At 60.1% G+C, this 20,150-nt stretch carries 12 protein-coding genes; 4 read left to right on the top strand and 8 right to left on the bottom strand.

The annotated features are described in order from the left end of the window. Position 1 precedes the first annotated feature (1 nt). Complete coding sequence (locus BGE01nite_RS00060) at positions 2-3,283, bottom strand: bifunctional serine/threonine-protein kinase/formylglycine-generating enzyme family protein (RefSeq protein WP_146848215.1); 3,282 nt, start codon at positions 3,281-3,283, stop codon at positions 2-4. 60 nt (positions 3,284-3,343) lie between these two features. After that, the gene (locus tag BGE01nite_RS00055; protein WP_146848214.1) at positions 3,344-4,072 is read right to left on the bottom strand and encodes an RNA polymerase sigma factor; all 729 of its coding nucleotides are present in this window, start codon (positions 4,070-4,072) and stop codon (positions 3,344-3,346) included. A 111-nt stretch (positions 4,073-4,183) separates the two neighbouring features. Here BGE01nite_RS00055 and BGE01nite_RS00050 point away from each other — a divergent pair, with 111 nt between their 5' ends. Next, entirely contained in the window at positions 4,184-6,775 is a 2,592-nt protein-coding gene (locus BGE01nite_RS00050) for a TolB-like translocation protein (RefSeq protein ID WP_146848213.1), read from the top strand. Positions 6,776-6,876: 101 nt separating this feature from the next. Then, complete coding sequence (locus BGE01nite_RS00045) at positions 6,877-7,695, top strand: hypothetical protein (RefSeq protein ID WP_146848212.1); 819 nt, start codon at positions 6,877-6,879, stop codon at positions 7,693-7,695. 247 nt (positions 7,696-7,942) lie between these two features. Here the strand turns inward: BGE01nite_RS00045 and BGE01nite_RS29670 are convergent, their stop codons facing one another. The 5 genes from BGE01nite_RS29670 to BGE01nite_RS00020 are packed head-to-tail and all read right to left on the bottom strand — an operon-like array spanning position 7,943 to position 16,867. Beyond that, positions 7,943-11,347: a S8 family serine peptidase gene (locus BGE01nite_RS29670; RefSeq protein ID WP_146848211.1), complete on the bottom strand. Its 3,405-nt coding sequence runs from the start codon at positions 11,345-11,347 to the stop codon at positions 7,943-7,945. 59 nt (positions 11,348-11,406) lie between these two features. Next, positions 11,407-12,381, bottom strand: coding sequence for a DUF6807 domain-containing protein (locus BGE01nite_RS00035; protein WP_146848210.1), 975 nt, complete (start codon positions 12,379-12,381; stop codon positions 11,407-11,409). A 45-nt stretch (positions 12,382-12,426) separates the two neighbouring features. Beyond that, entirely contained in the window at positions 12,427-13,758 is a 1,332-nt protein-coding gene (locus BGE01nite_RS00030) for a DUF1501 domain-containing protein (protein ID WP_146848209.1), read from the bottom strand. Between the two features lie 17 nt (positions 13,759-13,775). Beyond that, positions 13,776-16,184 (bottom strand): PSD1 and planctomycete cytochrome C domain-containing protein, encoded by a 2,409-nt coding sequence (locus tag BGE01nite_RS00025; protein ID WP_146848208.1) that lies wholly within the window; start codon positions 16,182-16,184, stop codon positions 13,776-13,778. Then, the gene (locus tag BGE01nite_RS00020; protein WP_146848207.1) at positions 16,184-16,867 is read right to left on the bottom strand and encodes a GntR family transcriptional regulator; all 684 of its coding nucleotides are present in this window, start codon (positions 16,865-16,867) and stop codon (positions 16,184-16,186) included. Before BGE01nite_RS00020 ends, BGE01nite_RS00025 begins: the two co-directional genes overlap by 1 nt. 169 nt (positions 16,868-17,036) lie before the next feature. Here BGE01nite_RS00020 and BGE01nite_RS00015 point away from each other — a divergent pair, with 169 nt between their 5' ends. Then, positions 17,037-17,867, top strand: coding sequence for a dienelactone hydrolase family protein (locus tag BGE01nite_RS00015; protein ID WP_146848206.1), 831 nt, complete (start codon positions 17,037-17,039; stop codon positions 17,865-17,867). A 144-nt stretch (positions 17,868-18,011) separates the two neighbouring features. Here BGE01nite_RS00015 and BGE01nite_RS00010 read toward each other — a convergent pair whose 3' ends face one another. Beyond that, positions 18,012-18,986, bottom strand: coding sequence for a DUF3500 domain-containing protein (locus BGE01nite_RS00010; RefSeq protein WP_146848205.1), 975 nt, complete (start codon positions 18,984-18,986; stop codon positions 18,012-18,014). 199 nt (positions 18,987-19,185) lie between these two features. On the opposite strand from BGE01nite_RS00010, the gene BGE01nite_RS00005 reads away from it, so the two are divergent. Further along, positions 19,186-19,932, top strand: a complete 747-nt coding sequence (locus tag BGE01nite_RS00005) for a TVP38/TMEM64 family protein (protein WP_146848204.1) — start codon at positions 19,186-19,188, stop codon at positions 19,930-19,932. Positions 19,933-20,150 lie beyond the last annotated feature (218 nt).

Raw genomic sequence — 20,150 nt, 5'->3', positions numbered from 1 at the left:
GTCAATCCGCAGGCTGTGCCAGCACACAACGGAAGCCGTAGTTAAGATTGCGAGACGCAGGTGGGGCGTAAGCGCGATTCGATGACAGCAGATTGCCGCGTGCATCGTGGTTCCAGGAGCCGCCCCGTAACACACGGTGCTTGTGCGAGTCGTCAAACCAGTCCTCACACCACTGCCACACGTTTCCTCCCATGTCGTAGAGGCCCTGCGTGTTCGCTGGGAACGCCCCCACGGGCGAAGTCGTCGCATAGCCGTCATCGTAGCCAGCGATCCAGGCGTTTGTCGTTTTCTCCGGGTCCCTCACGTCGGGCTTGGGGAACTTCTTATGGAATGATTCATCGGCGTAGTTGCCCGCCTTTCCCTTCGGCGGCCAGTCTTTGCCCCACGGGAAATCCACCTCGTTCTTGAAATGCCGCTCCTGCGGCGTCGCGCCCTGCTCGGGAGGCATGCCGACGGCAGTGCTCCACTCGGCGTCGGTGGGCAGGCGATACTTCGCGCCCTTCGTGAGCTTGCCCTCGGCGGTTTCCTTTTCCGTGAGCCACGCGCAGAACGCCTGAGCATCCTCCCAGGTCATTCGCACGACGGGATGATCCGCCTCCCGTCCGACAGGCACACCTTCCTTCTCCTGCTTCTTCCATAAGTCGTCCATGCCCGGCCTCGCCGCAGCATAAGCCGCGTAGTCCTGCACGCGCGTGTCCCAGATGCTGAAGAGCACCTTTGTGCCCGGCACGGGGACGAACTTCATGCCGAGGCTGTTGGTGAAGGGTGCGCCCTTGGCAGGGAAGGTCGGAGCCACGATATCATTTTTAGTTAGTCCAGGTGATGCCGACTCCAGCACGAGACGGAAACCCGTGGAGAACCCTACCGAGTTCAAAAAGCCAGCACGACGGCTCGCCGAGCGCAACGCATCTGGATCCGAGTTGTCGTAGCATCCACCGCGTTTGACGTATTCCTGGCCGGCGGTTGCCATCAGGTCGTCACACCACTCCCAGACATTGCCGCCGAGGTCATGCAGACCAAGCGCGTTTGGAGCGAAGGAGCCGACTGGAGCATGACTGGTGGCGAAGGGATCGCGATAACCAGTGATCTGACTCCTGCTGAAGGGTTTCCCATCCGGCAGCTGCACTGCAGCTTCTTCGCCAGCATAGTTTCCAGCTCCCGGCGGTGGAGGCCAGGCAGTACCCCAAGGATAAACATCTGGCAGCAATTGGGAGAGCTCCGCAGGCGTTTTGGCCGGGTCTTCGCGGTCACCGATGCCCATGGCGCAACTCCATTCATGGTCACGCGGAAGGCGATAGAGGTCTTGGGCGCCGATGCGCCCTTCACTGCGCTCGCGATCCGTCAGCCACGCGGCAAAGGCACGGGCATCCGTGATGTCCACTTTGGTGACAGGGGTGGCAGGAGGGCGGCTCGAGACACTCGGATCTTTCCATTCACGCTTCGTGTCATTCGCGAAGGCGGCGTAGTCTTGAACCCGCGTTTCCCAGATGCTGAAGAGCACCTTCGTTCCCGGTACAGGCACAAACTTCATGCCGAGGCTGTTGGTGAAAGGAGCGGCCTGGGGAGATGATTTGATGCGAGCCTTGGAAGCCGTGTTGTCGAGATCGAGAAATTCGAGGGACTTGATGATGGCGGGCCGGCTGTTGTCAGGAAATGTTCCCACCGACAAGCTGCCGTCAGCATAGAGTTCATCGAGGACTGAGCCCATGGGTTCGCCATCGAATTTGGCGGTGATGCAAGGCCCCACGACGCGCAGCTCCATCTCATACTCGTCGCCGTCCTTCAGGGTGCGAGGTAGGGTGAAAACCGTCAACGGGGTATCTTTTCTAGCTAGCATGTCGCGCCTGCCCAGGATCGCCTGATTGGAATTGCTGACATGCAGCCAGTACTGCCCCTGGTTATCCTTCTCACGCAGACGCAGCTGGATCTTGCTGCCAAAGACGGCATGCATTCGCAATGCGCCGTCCCTGACGGCCAGTTTTTGGATGTCGAGGCGCGCTGTGCCTCCACGTTCGATACGAATCCCATCCGAGGTCCGTTTTGCCCCGCCGGTGAAAGCGAACTGGGTGGGCTCGCGCAGCAGATCTTCCCAGTTCTCCCTGGCGGGGGCGGAAGATGGCGCCTGAGACGTCTGCGCGGCGGCATTCACCCCCGGCTTCTTGGTCATCAACAACGCACCGACGCTGGCAACCACGGCGCAGGCGGCCAAGCCAAGGATGAGCGGCATGCGGGACTTCGTCTTGGTGGGCGCGGCTGACACTGCCCGTGGAGAAGCTTTGGCCTCTGGCTGCCGGTCCTGCCGGGCGGTGCTCGCCAGCGGGATGCTGGTCACATCTGTCTTCACCTCGCTGGCCTGCTGGTAGCGGTCTGCAGGATCACTCTGCATGGCGCGGGAGACGATATCGTCCCACTGCGGGGCCACGGCGGCGCGCTCGGAGGGAGACTTCCATGCACCGCGCGGCAGTGTGCCGGTGATCATCTGGTAGATCATCACACCGAGCGCATAGATGTCTGCGCGATGGTCGATATGCCCGTTCGGATCAAACTGCTCCGGCGCTGCGTAGTCAGGCGTACCCATGCCGGTACCAGTCTTCGTGTGCATGGTGGACTCGGTGTCCAGGCGCTTCGCGAGACCGAAGTCCGCCATCTTGATGCGGCCATCACGGGTGAGCATGATGTTGCTGGGCTTGATGTCACGATGAACGATACCGTGGTCATGCGCGAACTGCAGCGCATCACAGATCTGCGGCAGCAGCGTGAGCGCCATCTCCTGGGTCATCTGGCCGCCGCGGATCACGTCCATGAGGTCCGCGCCATCCACCAGCTCCATGACGATGTAGAGGTAGTCCGGGCCCGCCTCGCCGAAATCAATCACGCTGACGATGTTCGGATGGCTGAGCTTGGCCATGGCCTGCGCCTCGCGCTCGAAGCGGGCTTCGAAGTCGTAATCCCTGCCCAGATCACGCCGCATGATCTTGATGGCCACGGGCCGCTTCAGACGAACCTGCGCGCCTTTGTAAACGGCGCCCATGCCACCCTGGCCGAGGAAGCTTTCCACCTTGTAGGCACCGCCCGGCAGCATGGTGGTCAGCTCCTCTGGCAGCGGCAGGTCTGGCTGACCGCGGGCGGAGATGGAAGCCTGAGAGGGCGAAAGCTTGACGGTGGCCTCCGGGTCCACGGAATCACCTGCGGGTTCCGCAGACGGTTCCAGCCCCATGCGGAGCAGATCGTGGGGATGGAGCCCTGCTAGCTCGGGAGGTGAGGACTCATCAGGTGAACTCATGAAGCGGGAGTAGAATGTCTGCGGGTCTGTACAGGCGGGAGAAAGCGGTGTTACGGCAAATCAGATGCAGCTCATCAATTCCGCCAGCTCCGCCCGGATCTCATCCGAGGTGGGATCTGCCAGCGTGATGCTGACTTGTTTGAAAAGCAGCTCCCGCCAGCGCTGGCGAAGCCGCGACACCTGGGTCCTGACAGCGCCGGTCGTGCAGCCCAGCCGGGCAGCAAGCTCGTCATAGCCCTGGGTGGACTCAGCGCTGAAACCCAGATAGGGGCGCAGGGCTTCAAACAAACGGCCTTTCTCGTCTGCTGCGTATTCCTCGGCCAGAAGCTGCAGTGTGCTCTCCAGGATGGTCAGCACCCAGCGGCGCTGATAGAGGCGGTCCGGTGTCAGGTCATCCACCGGCTCGGTGGCATAGCGTTCCTCCGCCCAATTCGCATCCAGAGCCACGATCTTCCCGCCACCGCGCCGCTGGGCGGTGGCGCGGGCATGCTCGTTGATCAGATGATGATGGACGCAGGTGAGGAGAAAGGTGCGCAGCTTGCCCTTGGCCGGATCAGCGGCGGCCAGGATGTCCTTCTCCAGCAGCCTGGCAAAGAAGCCCTGCGTCAGATCTTCCGCATCATGCGCGCTGCGGCCGCTGCTGCGAATGTAGGCATAGATGGGGTACCAATAGGCCGCGCACAGCGCTGCCAGCGCCTCCCTGGCTTCCGTGTCCAATGAACCCCGGGCCTTGTGCACAAGCGTCCAGTGCGTGGTTTGGAAATGACAGGCGACGGGACGAGGCGGCATATCTGTTTCTTCTATAACAGATCACAGCACCCGTTATGCCGAGAATATTTTTGGCGACGACACCTTTTGTTCGCCTTGAAAGGAACCACCCCGAACCCTGTTAAAGGAGGCATGATCCGACCCGCCCTACTTTCGCTCGCCTTCGGCCTTTCGGCGTTCTCGCAGGAGCTGCTGCCGCAGCACGTGCATCTTCAGCCGGAGGGAAGCTGGGCTGACTTCCCGGCGCTCACGACGGCGAAGGATGGCACGCCGTGGGTGGCTTATGTGCAGTGGGATGGGAAGGACGACTCGCTCTATGTGGCGAAGCTCGCGGGGGGTGCTTTGCAGATGGTGCAATCACTCGGGCAGGGCATCATTCACCAGCCGGCCATCGCCACGGATGGGAAGGGGGATGTGCATGTCATCTGGTCCCAGGTGAATGACAAGAACCTCATGGAACTGCACACGGCGGTCGTCCACGAGGGAGTGCTGGGAGACATCTTCGTGCTCGCCACTTCGCCGAATGGCGGCAATGCCTTTGCCAAGGCGGCGACGGATGCTTCCGGCAAAGTCTGGCTCGTCTGGCAGGGCATGCGTGGAAAGCTGGCGGATGTGTTTTGCCGTGTCTTTGATCCCGCCAAGGGTGAATGGTCCGCTGAGATCCAGATCACCCACGATGCTGCTGGGGATTGGGAGCCGTGTGTGGCCTTTGCGGGTGATGCCGCCTGGGTGCTGTTTGATTCATCACGCGGGAATGAATTCAACATCTACGCCGCGCCCATCAGTGCGGATTTGAAGGTGGGAGAAACGAAACAACTCATCGCCACGGATCGCTATGAAGGTCGCGTGAGCGCGGTGGGTGCCAAGGATGGCAAGGGCATCTGGCTCGCTTGTGAACGCGGCAACCAGCAATGGGGTCTCGACATGCGCGCGCATGGTCATCCACAGGGCCTCAACGGCCGCAAGGACACCGTCATTGCCTATCTCGATCTCGCGAGCGGCAAGGTGGAGGAGCTGCCGAATCCGGATGCGCTCTTCGCCGAGCTTCCCGGACCGCAGCCGATGCAACCGGGAGGACCACGCGGCAACAATCCGAAAGCCAAGGCCAAAGCCGAGCAACAGGCGAAGGCGAAAGCTGCGAAAGACAAGGAGGTCGGCCGAGCAGCAGCGAATGAAGTCGCGGCGGTGAATGTACCGCATATCATGTTAGACTCTGCGGGCCGTCCCTGGCTCACCGTACGCTACTTCAAGAGTTATGCCTGGCGTCTCGCGCTGACGCGTTATGATGCTGCCACAAAGCAGTGGACGAAGCCCTATGCGATTCCGGACAGTGTCTACTCCCAAGACCGTCAGACCGCGCATGTGCTGGGAAAAGATGGCAGCTTGTGGATCGCCTGGCCGAGTGATGGGCGCACCTCGAAGCTACAGCTCAACACGGGCATTCATCTCGCGAAGGTCGCCACGGATTTGGAGGTTCCCTTGGTCGCTGCATCTGAGAGCAAGCCGCGCGTTCCTTTCCCCGCCTACATCAATGCCGTGACTCCGGAACGTGCCCAGGATGACCGCCACACCTGGACTCATGACGGCGTGACCTACAAGCTCTACTGGGGTGACTACCATCGCCATACCGACGTCTCGAACTGCATCACCGCGAATGATGGCTGCGTGCTGGAGCAGTTTCGCTATGCCTGGGACATGGGCAAGCTTGACACCCTTGGCACAAGCGACCACACGGACATCGCGAAGATCTACACGCCCTATGAATGGTGGCTGAACCAAAAGTTGGTCGATGTGTTTTACTCGCCTGGCTTTTTTATGAGCATGTACGCCTATGAGCGCGAGCAGAAGTGGCCCTATGGTCACCGCAACATCGTCTTCGCGCAGCGCGGCGGCCCGATCGTCTACATCCAGCGGAAGAACTACCTCGCCTCACCCTGGCAGCAGCTTTTCCCGGTGAAAACGGAGGGCACGCCTGAACTGCACCCCACCGAGCTGTGGGATGTGCTGACCCGCTATGGCAAGCCAGTGACCGCCATCTCCCACACCGGTGCCACGAGCATGGGCACGGACTGGGACCAGATCCCGCCGATTGATCATCGGGTCGAGAACGTACTGGAGATCTTCCAGGGAGCGCGTGTGAGTTATGAAGGCCTGAATGCGCCGCAGCCAACCGTCGGCATGCGCGAGGGCGAGCCCTACAACCACGCCTCGACCGTCATCGGCAAGCCCGTGGTCGGCGAGCCGATCCGCAGCTTCACGGAGAAGAACAACGGCGTGTATCAGCATGCTCTCGAACTCGGTCACAAGCTCGGTGTCTGGGCGGACAGTGACCACATCAGCACGCACACCAGCTACGGCGGGGTGTATGTGAAGGACTTTACCCGGGAAGGCATCATCGAGGGTCTGAACGCCCGCCGCACCATCGCCGCCACGGACAAGATTTTCGTGGAGTTCACCTGCAGTGGCAAACTGCTCGGCACCGAGATCGCCGTCACCGGCAAGCCCGTCCTGAAGTTCAGTATCGACGGCACCGCCAGTATCAAGCGCGTGACCCTGGTGCGGAACGAGCAGAACTACCACCAGTGGGAGCCGAACACCCTGAAGGCCGCTGAAACCTTCACTGACGAGGCCCCGCTCCCGGGGGAAAACCGTTATTACCTCCGGGTGGAGCAGACGGACGGCAACATGGCCTGGTCATCTCCCGTGTGGGCGCAGGTGAAGTAGCTCCGGGCGTCAGGAAAACCGCTGAAGTAAGGTTAAGCACTGCAAACCTTTCGTGGACTTGGAGGCGGGCTTTCGTATGATAAGGTGTTAGCCCTCAGACAATGGATCTTCAGCAGTTTCTTTACCTTGCCGCCACGGTGGTGTTCGCGTTCGCATGCCGGACGTTCAACAACCGTTACCTGCGCAAGGTGGGCTGGCTGGCCCTTCTGGCGGCCTCCTACATGCTGGGTTATTTCCTGACCGGCAGCCATGCCGCAGGAGCCTGCGGCATCGCCCTGTGGTTCATGCTGCCCTGGGTGGAGATCGTGGTGCATGTGCGGCATCTGCGCTTCCCGGTGAAGAGCGAGATCAAGGGTCGCTTCCCGCCTTCCACAGACCTGTTTCCGGAGCTTTCGGAAGTCACGGAAGAGATCGAGAACCACGGCTTTGAGCGCGTGGAAGACACCGGCTGGAAGTGGAGTGACACAGACCACTTTATGCGCCTGTTTTATCATCCGCGCCGCAAGGCGCAGGCCGCCATCGGCATGGCGCAACAGGAGGGTTTTATCTTCTCCTATGTGAGCGTGACCTCACGGACCCAAGACGGCGCGACTTACACGACCACGAACTATCCTTTCCCGCCGACGATGCAACCGCCACCGCGGCAGCATCTGAACCGGTTCCATCATGCGGAATCGATGGACGAGCTGCTGAACTCGCACGCTGATTATCTCACCGGCCTGAACCTGAAGGACGAGGATTTTGCGGGGGTGGAAGCCGAGCAGCTTCCCGCCTACATCGAGCGCGACATGAGCGCGCAGATCGACCACAACATCAACGTCGGCCTCATCGAGCTCATTGGTGACGGTGAGTTCCGCTACTCCTGGCGCGGCTGCTTCTTCCTCTGGTTCCAGATGGTGAAGGACATGGTGCGGATCTGAGAGGCATAGATCCTGAAGCGCTGGTGTGCATGCCAGCGCGTGATCCTCAGAGTCTTCGGTCAAGGTTTCTGTCTCTTGCGTTACTCCTTTCTCTCGCGGTGTTCATAAAGAGCCACCGCAAGAGGAAGGACTAACGCAAGAGCCCAGAGGTCAGCATTGCCCTCGTATGCCTCTCATGTTAAGAGCGGCGGTTAGAGATGCATAGCTGTGATAAGCGCGCCTAACGTTCTTTATAACAAGGTATGAACTAGGGCAGTGACACCCTGTAGAAGCGCCGGGCCTGTCCGGTGACATTGGAATCCGTCCATGTCGTGCTGCTACTGGTGGCTGTGACATTGACCGTTGTCCAAGTTTGCAGATCCGTGCTGTATTGAACCTGGTAGGCACGACCGGCCACGGAAGGGAAGGTGATGACCGTGTTTGCGCCCGAGGGAACGATGGAGACGCGTGGCAGCAGGCCGGGATCAAGATCGCTGGTGCCAAAGGCCATCTCCTCATCCGACCAGAAACCATCCTGATCCGCATCGCCATACACACCGAGCTGGTCGACGAAGCCGGAGTCCAGTCCACCGCGGACGAACTCGTCCTTGATGTAGGACCACTGCAGCGTGTGCACACCCTCGGGAACGGTGAACGTCTTCTTCGTCCAGCCTACCTCACCACTGATGGCCTCCTGCTGGATGCCGTCGATGTGGAAGCGCAGGTAGTCGTAGTCCGCCTCGGAAGAAATGCCCCAGGTGAAGGCGATCTTCGCCGGACCGGAGATTTGCGTGCTCATGCGGCTGTCCTGCATGTCTTGAATCGCACCGCTGCGCGCCGCATCAATGCCATCAGACGAGTAAAGGCTCTGCGGACGCCAGCCAAGAGTGCCCGTTGATTGAATGCTCTGGGAAGGTGCATCCAGTGCGGCAGCGAGTCCTTGAGAAGTGCTGCCGACTTCCAGGCTGAGTGTGGCTGTGCCCATGCCAAACGGATTCTCTGCCTGAAGTGTCACTGCATGAATCCCGGTCACATTCGTGGTGCCATAGATGAGCCCCGTGGTCGGAGATATCGTTAGGCCGGCTGGCAGTCCCGTGGCGCTGTAGGCGGTGGGGGCATTCGTGGCCTTCATCTGGTATTTCAAAAGCGTGTCTTCATAGGCATGAATGGTCCCACCCGTCACCACCGGCGCGGAGGTGATGGGTGTCAGCGTCAGCTCGTCCACCCAGCCTGCATCCTGGCCGGCCACGGTGGCTTCGTCCTTCAAGTAATAGATGTCCACGTTGTGATCACCCGGACCGATGTCCTGAGTCACCTGGGTCCAGTCCACCTCACCGGTGATGAAGGCCTTCACATAACCGTCGACGGTTAGCACAAGATAATCATAGCCCTGCTCGGAGGACACCCTCCAGTGATAGGACAGGCGCGTGGGTCCAGTCACCGTGAATTCCATGACAGCATACTCCTCATGATCGATGGGGTCACTCTGCGCAGCGTCCACACCATCATGAGTGACCGCCGTCTGGCTGAACCAGTTCCCATAACCAAAAGGAACGATCTGAAGCGTCTCCGGCTGCTCCACCGCCGCTGAAAGCGCCGGGTCCGCGGGCAGGATGTACACCACCATGTTTTCAAAGGAGGTGCCCGTGCTGTTCGAGGCCAGCATGGTCAGATAAAAGGGGCCGGTCTCCGTCGGCATGCCACTGAAGTGACCGCTGGTGCTCATGGTCACACCCGCAGGTAGCGAACCGAAGTAGAAAAACCCAGTCGCGAAGTTGGAAGCCGTGATTTGGTGATCCATCACCGCGCCTTCACGACCCACGACGATGAGGTTCGACGTGATGACCGGTGCTGGCAGCGGCGTGGTCACCGGCGTGCCATAGAAAGTGATCGCGGCTTCCTCCAGTGTGCCAGCCTCGGCGAGATCCGTGTCATAGACCTGCACCTTCCACGTGCCCTCGGAGCGCTCTCCCCAGAACTGAGTGCTCATGAAGGTCCAGTCGAGATCCGCGCCGGTGTCATTGGTTCTGGCCCTGGCGAGTCTTGAGCGCATGCCACTGGGAGAGACCAGCCACCACTCGAGCTGGCCGCGATACGGATGCGTGGCCTTCACTTTCACGGTCACATGTTCCAGGCGGAGGTTGTCTCCGGAAGACACCGTGAAACTCTGCGTGAGACCGGCACTGCCGCCATCAGGGATATCCAGATGGAGCGCGCTGGCACTCTGCGTACGTGTTTGCACCGCAGGAAGATTCGTCCAGCTGGTGGCCAGATTCACTGCGGCCTGTGCGCTCACCAGACCTGCACCATAGTTGAGATGGAAACTAAAGCCCGCACCATTTCTGGCCCAGCCGCCATCGTTCTCATCATTCTTCACCGCAGTGCGCATGAGGATCTCCTGCACATCGCGGTAGCCGAGATTGGGATTGGCCTCCAGCATCAGCGCCACCACACCGGCCACGGCAGGCGTGGCTGCGGACGTGCCACCGAAGGTGTGGTTGTATTCCGTGCTGGCATAGCCGCTGGCCCCTATCAGGTCCGTCGTGGTAATGCTTTGCGAGCCGCCATTGGAAGGAGCGCAGACCAGCAGGTTCGCTCCTGGCTCGCCATACCACACGGATTCACCATCATCGCCCACCGCACCCACCGCGATGGCATAGGGCGAGGCTGACCAGCCATCATAGTTCGAGTCATCGCCATTGGCCCCGCCATTGCCACCAGCCCAGAGGAAGACCGTGCCTCGGCCGCCGCGACCATTCGTTGTGGCATCGACCAAAGCGGCCTGGCTCAGAGGTCCCGGCCCATAGGCACCAAAGGCAGAGTCAAACGGACCCCAGCTGCTGCTCTTGACCTGGATGATGTCATTGTGCCAGGCAAAGGCATCCGCCTCGTCCGCATCCGTGGTGGGGCCAGCGATCAAGCGCATTCCCACGAGCTGCGCCTCTGGCGCGACACCACTGCCACCGAGACCATTGTTACCTCTGGCCGCAGCCAAGCCGGCGCAGGAGGTGCCGTGAGGATCGCTGGAGGTGGGTGAGGGATCATCATCGAGATCATTGAAGTCGCGATCATTCACCGTGTCCGCATTCGTGGTTAGGTCAGGGTGTGTTGTCTGCAGTCCGTCATCCAGGATGCCGATGCGGATGCCACGACCGAGCCAGGTGTCCCAGACATTGGTGACCTGAAGATCCACGCCGCTGACTCCGCCATTCTGACCGGTGTTTCGCAGATGCCACTGATAACCCCCGTTGGTGGCATTGTAGGCAAAGAAGGGATCGTCGGGAATCAGCTTCGCATGAAGCTGCCGGGCCAGCATAGGTTCTGCAGAGCTCACACCTGGCACACGGCGCAGCTTCTTCGCGCCTGAAATGGCGATGCCTGCATCTCCCGTCAGAGTCACCACCGCATAACGTCCACGTTGCTCCGCCTGGGCCACTTCCGGAAGCTGGCGCAGGCTTTGCAAGGAGGCCCCGGATAGCTCCACCAGCACCTTCTGGGTCAGCCAGCGGCGGTTGGCATCATCATGAGGCGCATTCTTTTCATAGACCACCCACTCGCCACGGCTGCCGGTTTCGTTCGGAGAGCGGACAAAGGTCTTCCCGCTGACCACGATCTGCCCGTGTGCCGCAGGCAGCAGAAAGAGAAAGGTCGTGAGAAGCCAGCGCAGATGCATGAGAATGGGGGAAGCGAAGTCTGCCCGAATCTCCGCAGGCTTGCCAGGAGGGAAGTAGACTACTTCTTCTTCGGCGGGTTCAAATCCACCACGGGCAGCTCGGTGAACCTTTTCCAGTGCGCCTCGCTCTGCTCCAGGCTGCTGACGCCATCATGCACCCAGAGGCCGTAGCGGACGCGGAGCTTCTTCTCCTCGGTGACCTCGACCGGGGTATCCAGGCTCAGGCAGGCACCCATCCAGCCGTCATTGCGCACATGAAAGGCGGTGGGGTTATGCGGGTTCATGGGATGGTTCATGAGCGTGATGCCGCCGAAGCCGTCCGCATCATTGGTGATGCGGCCGCTGTAGTCACACCAGCGGGCGGGTTTGCGGAACATCGGCTCTTCATTGACGAGGCCTTCGGAGTTCAGGATGCGGCCTCCGCCATCATGCACGCCAATGCTCTTCGCCACGCGCACGGCCATCAAGCCGAAGCCGGTGGCGCCAAAGGTGGTGATCTTGCCCTTCGGGGGGGTGAACTCGAGGTCCACGATCATGAACCAGCTCTTCGCTCCTTCGATGGGACGGATCTCCGTGCGGCGTACCTCGATGAGCTGGATGCTTTTGTCCGCCTCGCTGATCCAGTGGTTCACCATGCGCATGGAGGCGAACTCGTCCGTGTCCTCATAGCCTTCGCGGGAGACTTCCACATTGATGATGCGGCCCTGCTTCTTCGCGTAGTCGCCCCAGAAGTCGAGATCGTTCACCGTGTTGTGGGTGATCCAGACACTGTTGTGATGACTGTGGGTCAGCGGATCATGCGGGTGCCCCATGCGTGTGAGACTCACATCCTTGGAAGCATGGATCGGATGCCAGAAAGGCCGCATGTCCTGCGGATCAAAGTGCATGGCCGTCAGCTCGCGGCCATCGAGCTGAAAAGAGGTGATGTGATGCGGCATCGGCACCGCCTGCACACGCGGGATGGGCTTGGCCGTGGGAAGCTGCGCGGAGACGGCGAGCGGGAGCAGCGCGAGGAAGGCAGGGAGAAATCGCATGATTCAACCAACGCACTGAGAGGCCCGGATTTCTCCGAGGTCAGGCTACACCAGCAAGTCAGTCACGATTCGCCCATGCACGTCCGTGAGACGGAAATCACGGCCCGCATGGCGGAAGGTGAGCTTCTCATGGTCCATGCCGAGCTGGTGGAGGATGGTGGCGTGCAGATCATGAACCTCCACGGGGTTCTCGATGGTGTACTTGCCAATGTCATCCGTCTTGCCGTGGACGTGGCCGGGCTTGAAGCCACCACCGGCGAGCCACACACTGAAGCAGTCACGATGATGGCCGCGACCGTTCTTGCCTTCACGAGTCGGTGTGCGGCCAAACTCCGTGGCCCAGAAGATGATGGTGTCATCCAGCATGCCGCGTTGCTTGAGATCAATCAGCAGCGCTGCTGTCGGTTGGTCCACATTGCGGGCGAGATCCGCATGCTCGTTCATCTCACCGTGAGAATCCCAGTTGGGTCGTGAGCCGGTATCGATGAGCTCGATGAAGCGCACCCCGCGCTCCGCGAGACGACGTGCCACCAGGCATTGCCAGCCGAAGTCCGCGCCCGCACCTTTGAGTTTACGATCCAGACCATAGAGCTTGCGGATGTGCTCGGGCTCCTGGGAGATATCAAAGGCTTCCGGAGCCGCCTGCTGCATCTGGAAGGCGGTTTCGAAAGACTTGATGCGCGCGGCGAGGGCCGTGTCATGCGGGCGCTCTCTGAAATGCTTTTGGTTCAGCTTGCTCACCAGATCCAGCTCCATGGGTTGAAGATCCTTGGAAGACGATGGCGTGCGCAAATTGGCGATCGGTGTGTCACCAGGAATCACGCGTGTGCCCTGGTGGCAGGCAGGCAGGAAGTCGCTGCCATAAACCTGCGTGCCGCCATAGGGCAGGTGCGGGCAGATGACGATGAAGCTTGGCAGGTTCTGATTGAAGGTGCCAAGGCCGTAGCTGATCCACGAGCCCATGCTGGGCCGCGCAAAAGTGGGCGATCCTGTGTGCATGCCCAGCGTGGCCTCGCTATGATCAAAGTGGGAGGCCTTCATGCCGCGGATGAGGCAGATGTCATCCATGACACCGCGCACATGCGGGAAGATGCCGCTCACCTCGGCTCCGCAATTTTTGTTCGGCTCGGAACCAAAGAGATTGCCCATGAGGCGCTCCTTGCCTGTGCCATCGCGCCCTTTCGCCATCGGCTTCGGATCAAAGGTGTCGATGTGCGAGACACCGCCGGTCGCATAGATCATGATCATGCGCTTCGCCTTGGCCTTCGTGTGCGAGCGATGTGCCGCGAGCGGATCCTCCGCAGCCATCAACTCGGAAAGCAATCCCGGCATGAGCAGCGAGCTGCGGGCGATGAGGGAGCGACGGGTGAGATTCATGGGGAAATGGAAAGGTGTCAGTCGAGATACATGAACTCATTTACCCGGAAGAGACTGCGGGTGAGGCTGGCCCAGGCGGCGGTGTCGTCTTTCGATTTGCCGCGCACGGATTGAAGATGCTGGAGCATCAGAGCGCTCTCATCGGTGGTCGGAGACCTTGCCAGTGTGGAGCGGAAGGCTTGATCGAGACGTTGGGAGCCATCACTGGACTGCTGCACGAGCTTCTTCGCGAAGAGTTCCGCCTGATCATGCAGGAAGGTGTCATTCACAAAGTAGAGTGCTTGCAGAGCGGTGACAGAGCTATCGCGTGTGCCGGTGCAGACATTGGGATCCGCGCCATCGAAGGTTTGCAGATAGGGCTTCGCGGTGAGGCGCTTGGTCATGAGATAGACACTGCGCTTGTTGCTCGGATAGTCCTCTTTGAATGGGTGATGCTGGGTGTAGGTCCACTCTTTGCTTGGCGGAATGGGATAGGGCTCGGTCTGCGGCTTGGGATCCAAGGCGCCGCTGATGACGAGCAGTGTGTCACGCAGAGATTCAGCATCGAGGCGCTGGCGGTTGAACTTCCAGTAGTGCGCATTCGCTGGATCGATGGCTTGCGCTTTCTCAAGCTGCTCCGAAGCATCGCCGTTTGCAGAATCAGGCATCGCATCTGACGCCATTTGATAGGTGCGCGAGCTGACGATGCGGCGATGCAGATGCTTCAAGGACCAGCCGTGCTGGATGAAGTCGAGCGCGAGCCAGTCGAGCAACTCGGGATGCGTGGGCCTCTCGCCCCGCAGGCCGAAGTCATTGGTGCTGGAGACGAGGCCTCGTCCGAAATGGCGCTGCCACACACGATTCACAATCACTCGGGCGGTGAGCGGATTCCGCGAGCTGGTGACCCAATGAGCGAGCTCGAGACGGCCACTGCCCTTCTGAGCTTCCGCCGGTAAAAGCTGGCCGCCAAGAACATCGATAAACTTGCGCGGCACCTCAGCGCCGAGGCGATCAGGCTCGCCCTTCATCTGAATGCGGGCACTGACAGGTTTGTCATCCCTCACGGCATAAGCGGCAGGCAACACGGGGGTTTTCTTGAGATGATCGGCGAGCCTCTCACCCACATCACGCGCACGACGCAGCATTCGGTCGAGCTCGTCCTTCATCTGGCGCTGTTCGTCGAGCGTGGCGGTGCGGTCACGCGCGGCGTTGTCGAGCTTCTTGGTCTCGCATTCGGCCAGGATCTTCTCCAGATCCGCAGTGAGCTTGGTCGTGTCCTTTTCAAAAGGCTTCATCTTCTCCGCCCGTTCATGCTCGGGGATCAGTGGCACGAAATTGTGCTGGGTTTGGAAGAGCTCGAGACCGGGCTGGGGATAGCGAGTGCTCGCGAAGATGCCATAGATGCCGTAGTAGTCGCGGGCGGAGACGGGATCGAATTTGTGATCATGACAGCGTGCACAACTTAGAGTTAGGCCCATGACCGTGCGTCCGAGGTTGTCGATGGTGTCCTCAATCGTCAGATGCCAGGGGTAGCGCTCCACCAATGAGCCAAAGCGCCGTGCCATGGCGAGATAACCGGTGGCGATGACTTGGCGGTTGCGCTGCTCCTGCGATGAGGAAGGCAGCAGATCACCGGCGAGCTGCTCCGTGATGAAGCGGTCATAGGGCACATCATCATTGAGTGACTGGATGATGTAGTTCCGGTACAGATAAGCCTGCGGAATGGGATAGTCTGAATTGTCCCCCGCGGTGTCCGCATAGCGCACCCAGTCCATCCAGTGCCGGCCCCAGCGCTCGCCATAGGCACGAGAGGAAAGCAGCTTCTCGATGTAGGAGGGGATGTCTGATTGCTCGGACAGCTCTTCGACCTTGGGCGGCAGGCCTGTGAGGTCATAAGCCAGCCGGCGCATCAAGGTTTGCGGCGATGCATCGGGAGATACCGTCAGCCCTACGCCTTCTCGCTTGGCCTGAATGAAGTGGTCGATAGGGTTTCGGGCCCACGAAGCATCCTTCACGGCTGGCAAAGGATGCTCGCGAAGAGGTTGGAAAGCCCAATGAGTGCTCGTGGGCTTGGTTTGAGCGACAGGCGATGCGCTTTCCGGCCATGGTGCGCCACCCACGATCCATTGGCGGAGGGTTTCGATCTCCGCTGCGCTCAAGCGGCTGCCTTTCGGCGGCATCTGCTCGTCTTTATGTGATGAGGTGATCCGCTTCAGGAGCTCGCTTTGCTCCGGCTGGCCTGCGACCACGGTATGCTTGCCCGAGTCAGCTTGGCTAAACACGGCGGCCTTTTGATCATAGCGCAGGCTGCCATTTTGCTCCTCGGGTCCATGGCACTTCAGGCAATGCGCTTCAAAGATCGGCCGCACATCGCGAACAAAGTCAGGTGTCTCCGCTGTCGCGATGGACAGCGTGATCAGAGGCAGAACTGGAAACCAGCGGCGCATCAGCGGGCAAAGCGCTCAGGGTTCAGGATCCGGTGCTTGCCAGCCTCAAGGTGGTCGATCATGAGCTGCGCGGCGCGGTCGCCATCGCCGGCAATGACAGCCTGAATGATCGCCACATGCTCGTTCGTGCTTTCGAGAGGGCGCGTGCGGTCGGTGTCCGTCACACGCAGAATCACCTGGTGCACCTTGTCCCGCAGACGCTCCATGGTGGCGATGATTTCGCGGTTGTTCAGGTAGCTGCAGAGCAGGAAATGCATCTGCTCATCCAGGAGTATGAGCTGGCGGAGATCATTTTCAGCCAGGGCCTGGTGCTGGCCCGCCAGATTGGTCTCCAGCGCCTGGCATTGTTCCGCGCTCAGCTTGCCTGCCAGGCGGCGCACCACCCAGGACTCCAGCGCTTCACGCAGCTCATAATGATCCAAAATGTCATCCAGCGACATGCCGCGGACCACGATACCCTGCTGGGCGGAGATGGTGACGAAGCCTTCCGCCTCCAAGCGTTCCAGAGCCACATGCACCGGCGTCTTGCTCATCGAGAGCTGCTGCGCGAGCTGGCGCTCGGAGAGAAAGGTCCCCGGAGGAAACTCGCCGGACACAATCAGCCGTTTCAGTTCCTGATAAGCCCTGGATTGCAGCCGGGAAGGGGAGATTGGGGGTGAAACAGGATCAAGAATGGAGGCCATGGTCTTTTAAAAAGGGAATGAGAAGCGCTGGAACTGGAGTCAAAACGCGAAATGCCACTGGAATCTTACTGGCATGCCAGTGAAAAGTTCAAAGCCGCCCCTTTTGTGACCGTTGCGATAGGAACACCATCGACACACGCCTACGCAGCCGCTTCGATACCCCTCCCACATGAAACTCTTCGCCCTTTTGCCGATCTGCCTGGCCCTGACCGCCGCTGCTACCGCCCAGCCCGCGGGCGCCGACGCCAAGATCAAACCAGGTGAGCGAGCTCCTGTCTCCTTTAAAGAGGGCACTCCCATGGCCGGGGCGGATCAGCTCAAAATGCGGCTTCGCTCTGTGGAGGCACCCGGGGCCCTGGACCTGGCCAAGGAAGGCTATGAGGTTCTGATTCCAAAGTCCTACAAGAAAGGAACCCCTCATGGCCTCTTCATCTGGATCAGCCCCAATGATAAGTGCGCCCTGCCAGCGGACTGGGAAAAAGTGCTGGCCGATCACAAACTCATCTTTGTCGGAGCCCTGAAGGGGGGGAATAACCGTGAGGTCTTCAGCCGTATGCAGCTCGCCATCACTGCGAACGACCAGATGCGCCAGCTCTACGACATCGACCCCGCCCGCGTCTATGTCAGCGGCCACTCCGGCGGCTCCCGCGTGGCCTCCATGCTGGCCGTGGCCTATGCGGACATGTTTAGCGGCGCAGTCTGCTTCATGGGCGTGAATTTCTTTTTCCCCACGAAGGGCAGGGACGGTACCATGTATGAGGCCCGTTATATCCCGCACCCCGAGATTGCTACTCAGGCGCAGACGGAATCACGCATCGTGCTGGTGACTGGCGACAAGGACTTCAACCAGGACAACACCAAGGCCATCTACGAGCAGGGCTTCCAGGCGAACGAGTTCAAGCACGTCAAACTCTTCGACATCCCCGGCCAAGGCCACGGCGCCCCCGCCAAAGAGTGGCTCGAGAAGGCCCTCGACTTCCTGGATGAGGGAAAGAAGTGAGGCTCTCTCTATATATAGTAGACCCATTCGCCTACGATCAGGCGCCAGCAAAGTAGCCATCTCTCTCCGAGAGATGAGCTGTGGACGCGGAAGTTTCAGGGTCGACCTCTCGGTGAACGAGAGGTCACTCTACCAAGAAGGAAATCACGCCGTCTGCTTGATGTGCGCCCAGCAGTGCACATGCGGCTCACCACGGAAGAACCATACCATGTTCGGCCCTTCGACCTGCCAGACATCCCAGACGCTGTCCTTGCCGAGATCCTGGTTCTTATAATAGGCGAGGTGCAGATTGTCGAAGCCACCTGCCTCGATGTACTTCATGGACTCCGTCGCGTCCTCCGCACGGAAGGGCGCCAGAAGATCCTTCAGCACGCCACGGACCAGACCTTTCTGATCAGCCGTCAGGTCCGCCACCGGAATGCCATCCAGGCCTCGGGTCTTGCCGGTGAGCTTCACCGTATCATTGCCCTCTTCGTCACGACTTGTGTCACAAAGCGCGAGTTCACGCTGCTTGCCGTCCAGGGCTTGGAAGAGTTCGTTCGCCCGTTTTGCCTGGAACCAATAGGCGTTGCCCTCATGGTCTGGCTTCTCATTGAAGCTCTTCGCCGCGTGACCGTAGAAGATGGGACCGCCAAAAGCCGTGCCCGCTTCGCTGTCACCATCGCAACGGCGTGTGCAGTGACGGCCGGTCAGCACGAACTCAAACTTGCCGCTGCCCGGAGTGCCAAAGATGGCCACAGAAGCGCTCGCGAAACCACCGTCGCCCTGGTTGTCGTGATCGAACTGGCGCCAGACCTCCTTCTTGTACTCATCGCTGTGCAGCTTATCGAAGATCTGCCGCACGATGTCCTGCTGGTCTGGCTTCAGCACATCACGCAGCCGTTTCGGGCGGATGTGCCAGTTGTTGTCCACCTTCAGGCGCAGCGGATCCTCCCATGGCAGGCAGATGGCAGAGCGCTGACCCTCATCGAGACTTCCATAGAGCTGCTGCACCAGCGTCTCGGAGGCAGGCATCTTCGCACCGCCCTCCTCAGCGAAGCTGGAGCCGAGCAAGCCAGCGGCCAGAGCCTGGCTGCTTTGTTGAAGAAACCGACGGCGTGAAGGAAGTGGCGTGTTCATGGTGGATAGACTGAAGAGGCTACCAAAAACATACGTCCGAAGGGAAGCTCATTTTAGAGCCGAAGCTTCGAGCTCGAAACGAATCGACAGATCCCGAGCCACCACTCGCGACGGTTAAATATCAGCCTTTCTATATAGATGACTGAAAATACACGGAACCCGGGTTGAGAAAGCGGCGACGGCAGTCAGAGGTACTTCCATGTCCAAGCCTGACACGGAAGACGCGCATCCCGAACTCACCACACTCCCACCAGCATCGGAAGAGACACGTCTTGGCGAGGAAGCCGGCAAGTCCTGGCAGAAGGAGAACCGGAAGATCCTCGTCCTCGTCCTCGGCGTCGCCGCCTTCATGCTCATCTCCCACTTCACCCCGCTGCGCGGTTGGATCACGAATGTGCAAACCTGGAAGGGTTATGTGGATCAGCTCGGCTGGGTGGCCCATCTCGGTTTTGGACTCGTGGTCACCATCAGTGTCATGGTTGGCATCCCCCGCCTCGCCCTTTGTGGCGCCGCCGGGCTCATCTTTGGCTTTGCTGAGGGACTCACACTTTCCCTCCTTGGCTCCACCTTGGGATCCTACGGCGCCTTTCTGGTCGCCCGCCGGGGTGGACGTCGCGCTGTGCTCAGCCGGGTCTCGCAGTGGTCCTGGCTGTCACCGTTGCTGGAGCGTCCTTCCTGGCTCCGGGTGTTCTGGGTCAGGCAGCTGATGCTCCCAGGACTTGTACTCAATGTTTTGTTGGGCGTGACAACGGTGAGGCATCGCACCTTTTTGTTGGGCACTTTGCTGGGCTACCTGCCGCTGAACATTGCCCTCAGTCTGGTGGGCAGCGGCATCGGCAAGGACAGCCTGGTGAAGACACTGGTGCAGCTGTGCGCCGCGCTTGCCCTAATCAACATTGTGGGATGGCTCGTCTGGCGCAAAACGCGCCAACTTAAAGTGCGGTAAAGAATCGCAGCACCCTGGACTGGCGTAACCAATTATGCAATGCCAGGAATAACCAACTTCGATACGCTGGAACCAAGTATCCATAAGGCCTGGAGGCGCATGAGGAGGGGTGGGTCGCCCACAGCCCGGAAGACCCCGGCAACCCCTGAAGAGTGAAAAAACATTCAAAAAAGAGCAGAAAGCATTTGCGGGGTCGGGGAGACCATGTAAGATGGTCG

Source organism: Prosthecobacter gellanilyticus (genome assembly GCF_007992435.1).
Classification (GTDB): Bacteria; Verrucomicrobiota; Verrucomicrobiia; order Verrucomicrobiales; family Verrucomicrobiaceae; genus Prosthecobacter; species Prosthecobacter gellanilyticus.
This window is presented reverse-complemented; position numbering and strand designations above follow the sequence as displayed.

Coding starts and splice junctions, on each gene's coding strand:
- BGE01nite_RS00060 (WP_146848215.1), bottom strand. CDS start 3,283: ATGAGTTCACCTGATGAGTCCTCACCTCCCGAGCTAGCAGGGCTCCAT.
- BGE01nite_RS00055 (WP_146848214.1), bottom strand. CDS start 4,072: ATGCCGCCTCGTCCCGTCGCCTGTCATTTCCAAACCACGCACTGGACG.
- BGE01nite_RS00050 (WP_146848213.1), top strand. CDS start 4,184: ATGATCCGACCCGCCCTACTTTCGCTCGCCTTCGGCCTTTCGGCGTTC.
- BGE01nite_RS00045 (WP_146848212.1), top strand. CDS start 6,877: ATGGATCTTCAGCAGTTTCTTTACCTTGCCGCCACGGTGGTGTTCGCG.
- BGE01nite_RS29670 (WP_146848211.1), bottom strand. CDS start 11,347: ATGCATCTGCGCTGGCTTCTCACGACCTTTCTCTTTCTGCTGCCTGCG.
- BGE01nite_RS00035 (WP_146848210.1), bottom strand. CDS start 12,381: ATGCGATTTCTCCCTGCCTTCCTCGCGCTGCTCCCGCTCGCCGTCTCC.
- BGE01nite_RS00030 (WP_146848209.1), bottom strand. CDS start 13,758: ATGAATCTCACCCGTCGCTCCCTCATCGCCCGCAGCTCGCTGCTCATG.
- BGE01nite_RS00025 (WP_146848208.1), bottom strand. CDS start 16,184: ATGCGCCGCTGGTTTCCAGTTCTGCCTCTGATCACGCTGTCCATCGCG.
- BGE01nite_RS00020 (WP_146848207.1), bottom strand. CDS start 16,867: ATGGCCTCCATTCTTGATCCTGTTTCACCCCCAATCTCCCCTTCCCGG.
- BGE01nite_RS00015 (WP_146848206.1), top strand. CDS start 17,037: ATGAAACTCTTCGCCCTTTTGCCGATCTGCCTGGCCCTGACCGCCGCT.
- BGE01nite_RS00010 (WP_146848205.1), bottom strand. CDS start 18,986: ATGAACACGCCACTTCCTTCACGCCGTCGGTTTCTTCAACAAAGCAGC.
- BGE01nite_RS00005 (WP_146848204.1), top strand. CDS start 19,186: ATGTCCAAGCCTGACACGGAAGACGCGCATCCCGAACTCACCACACTC.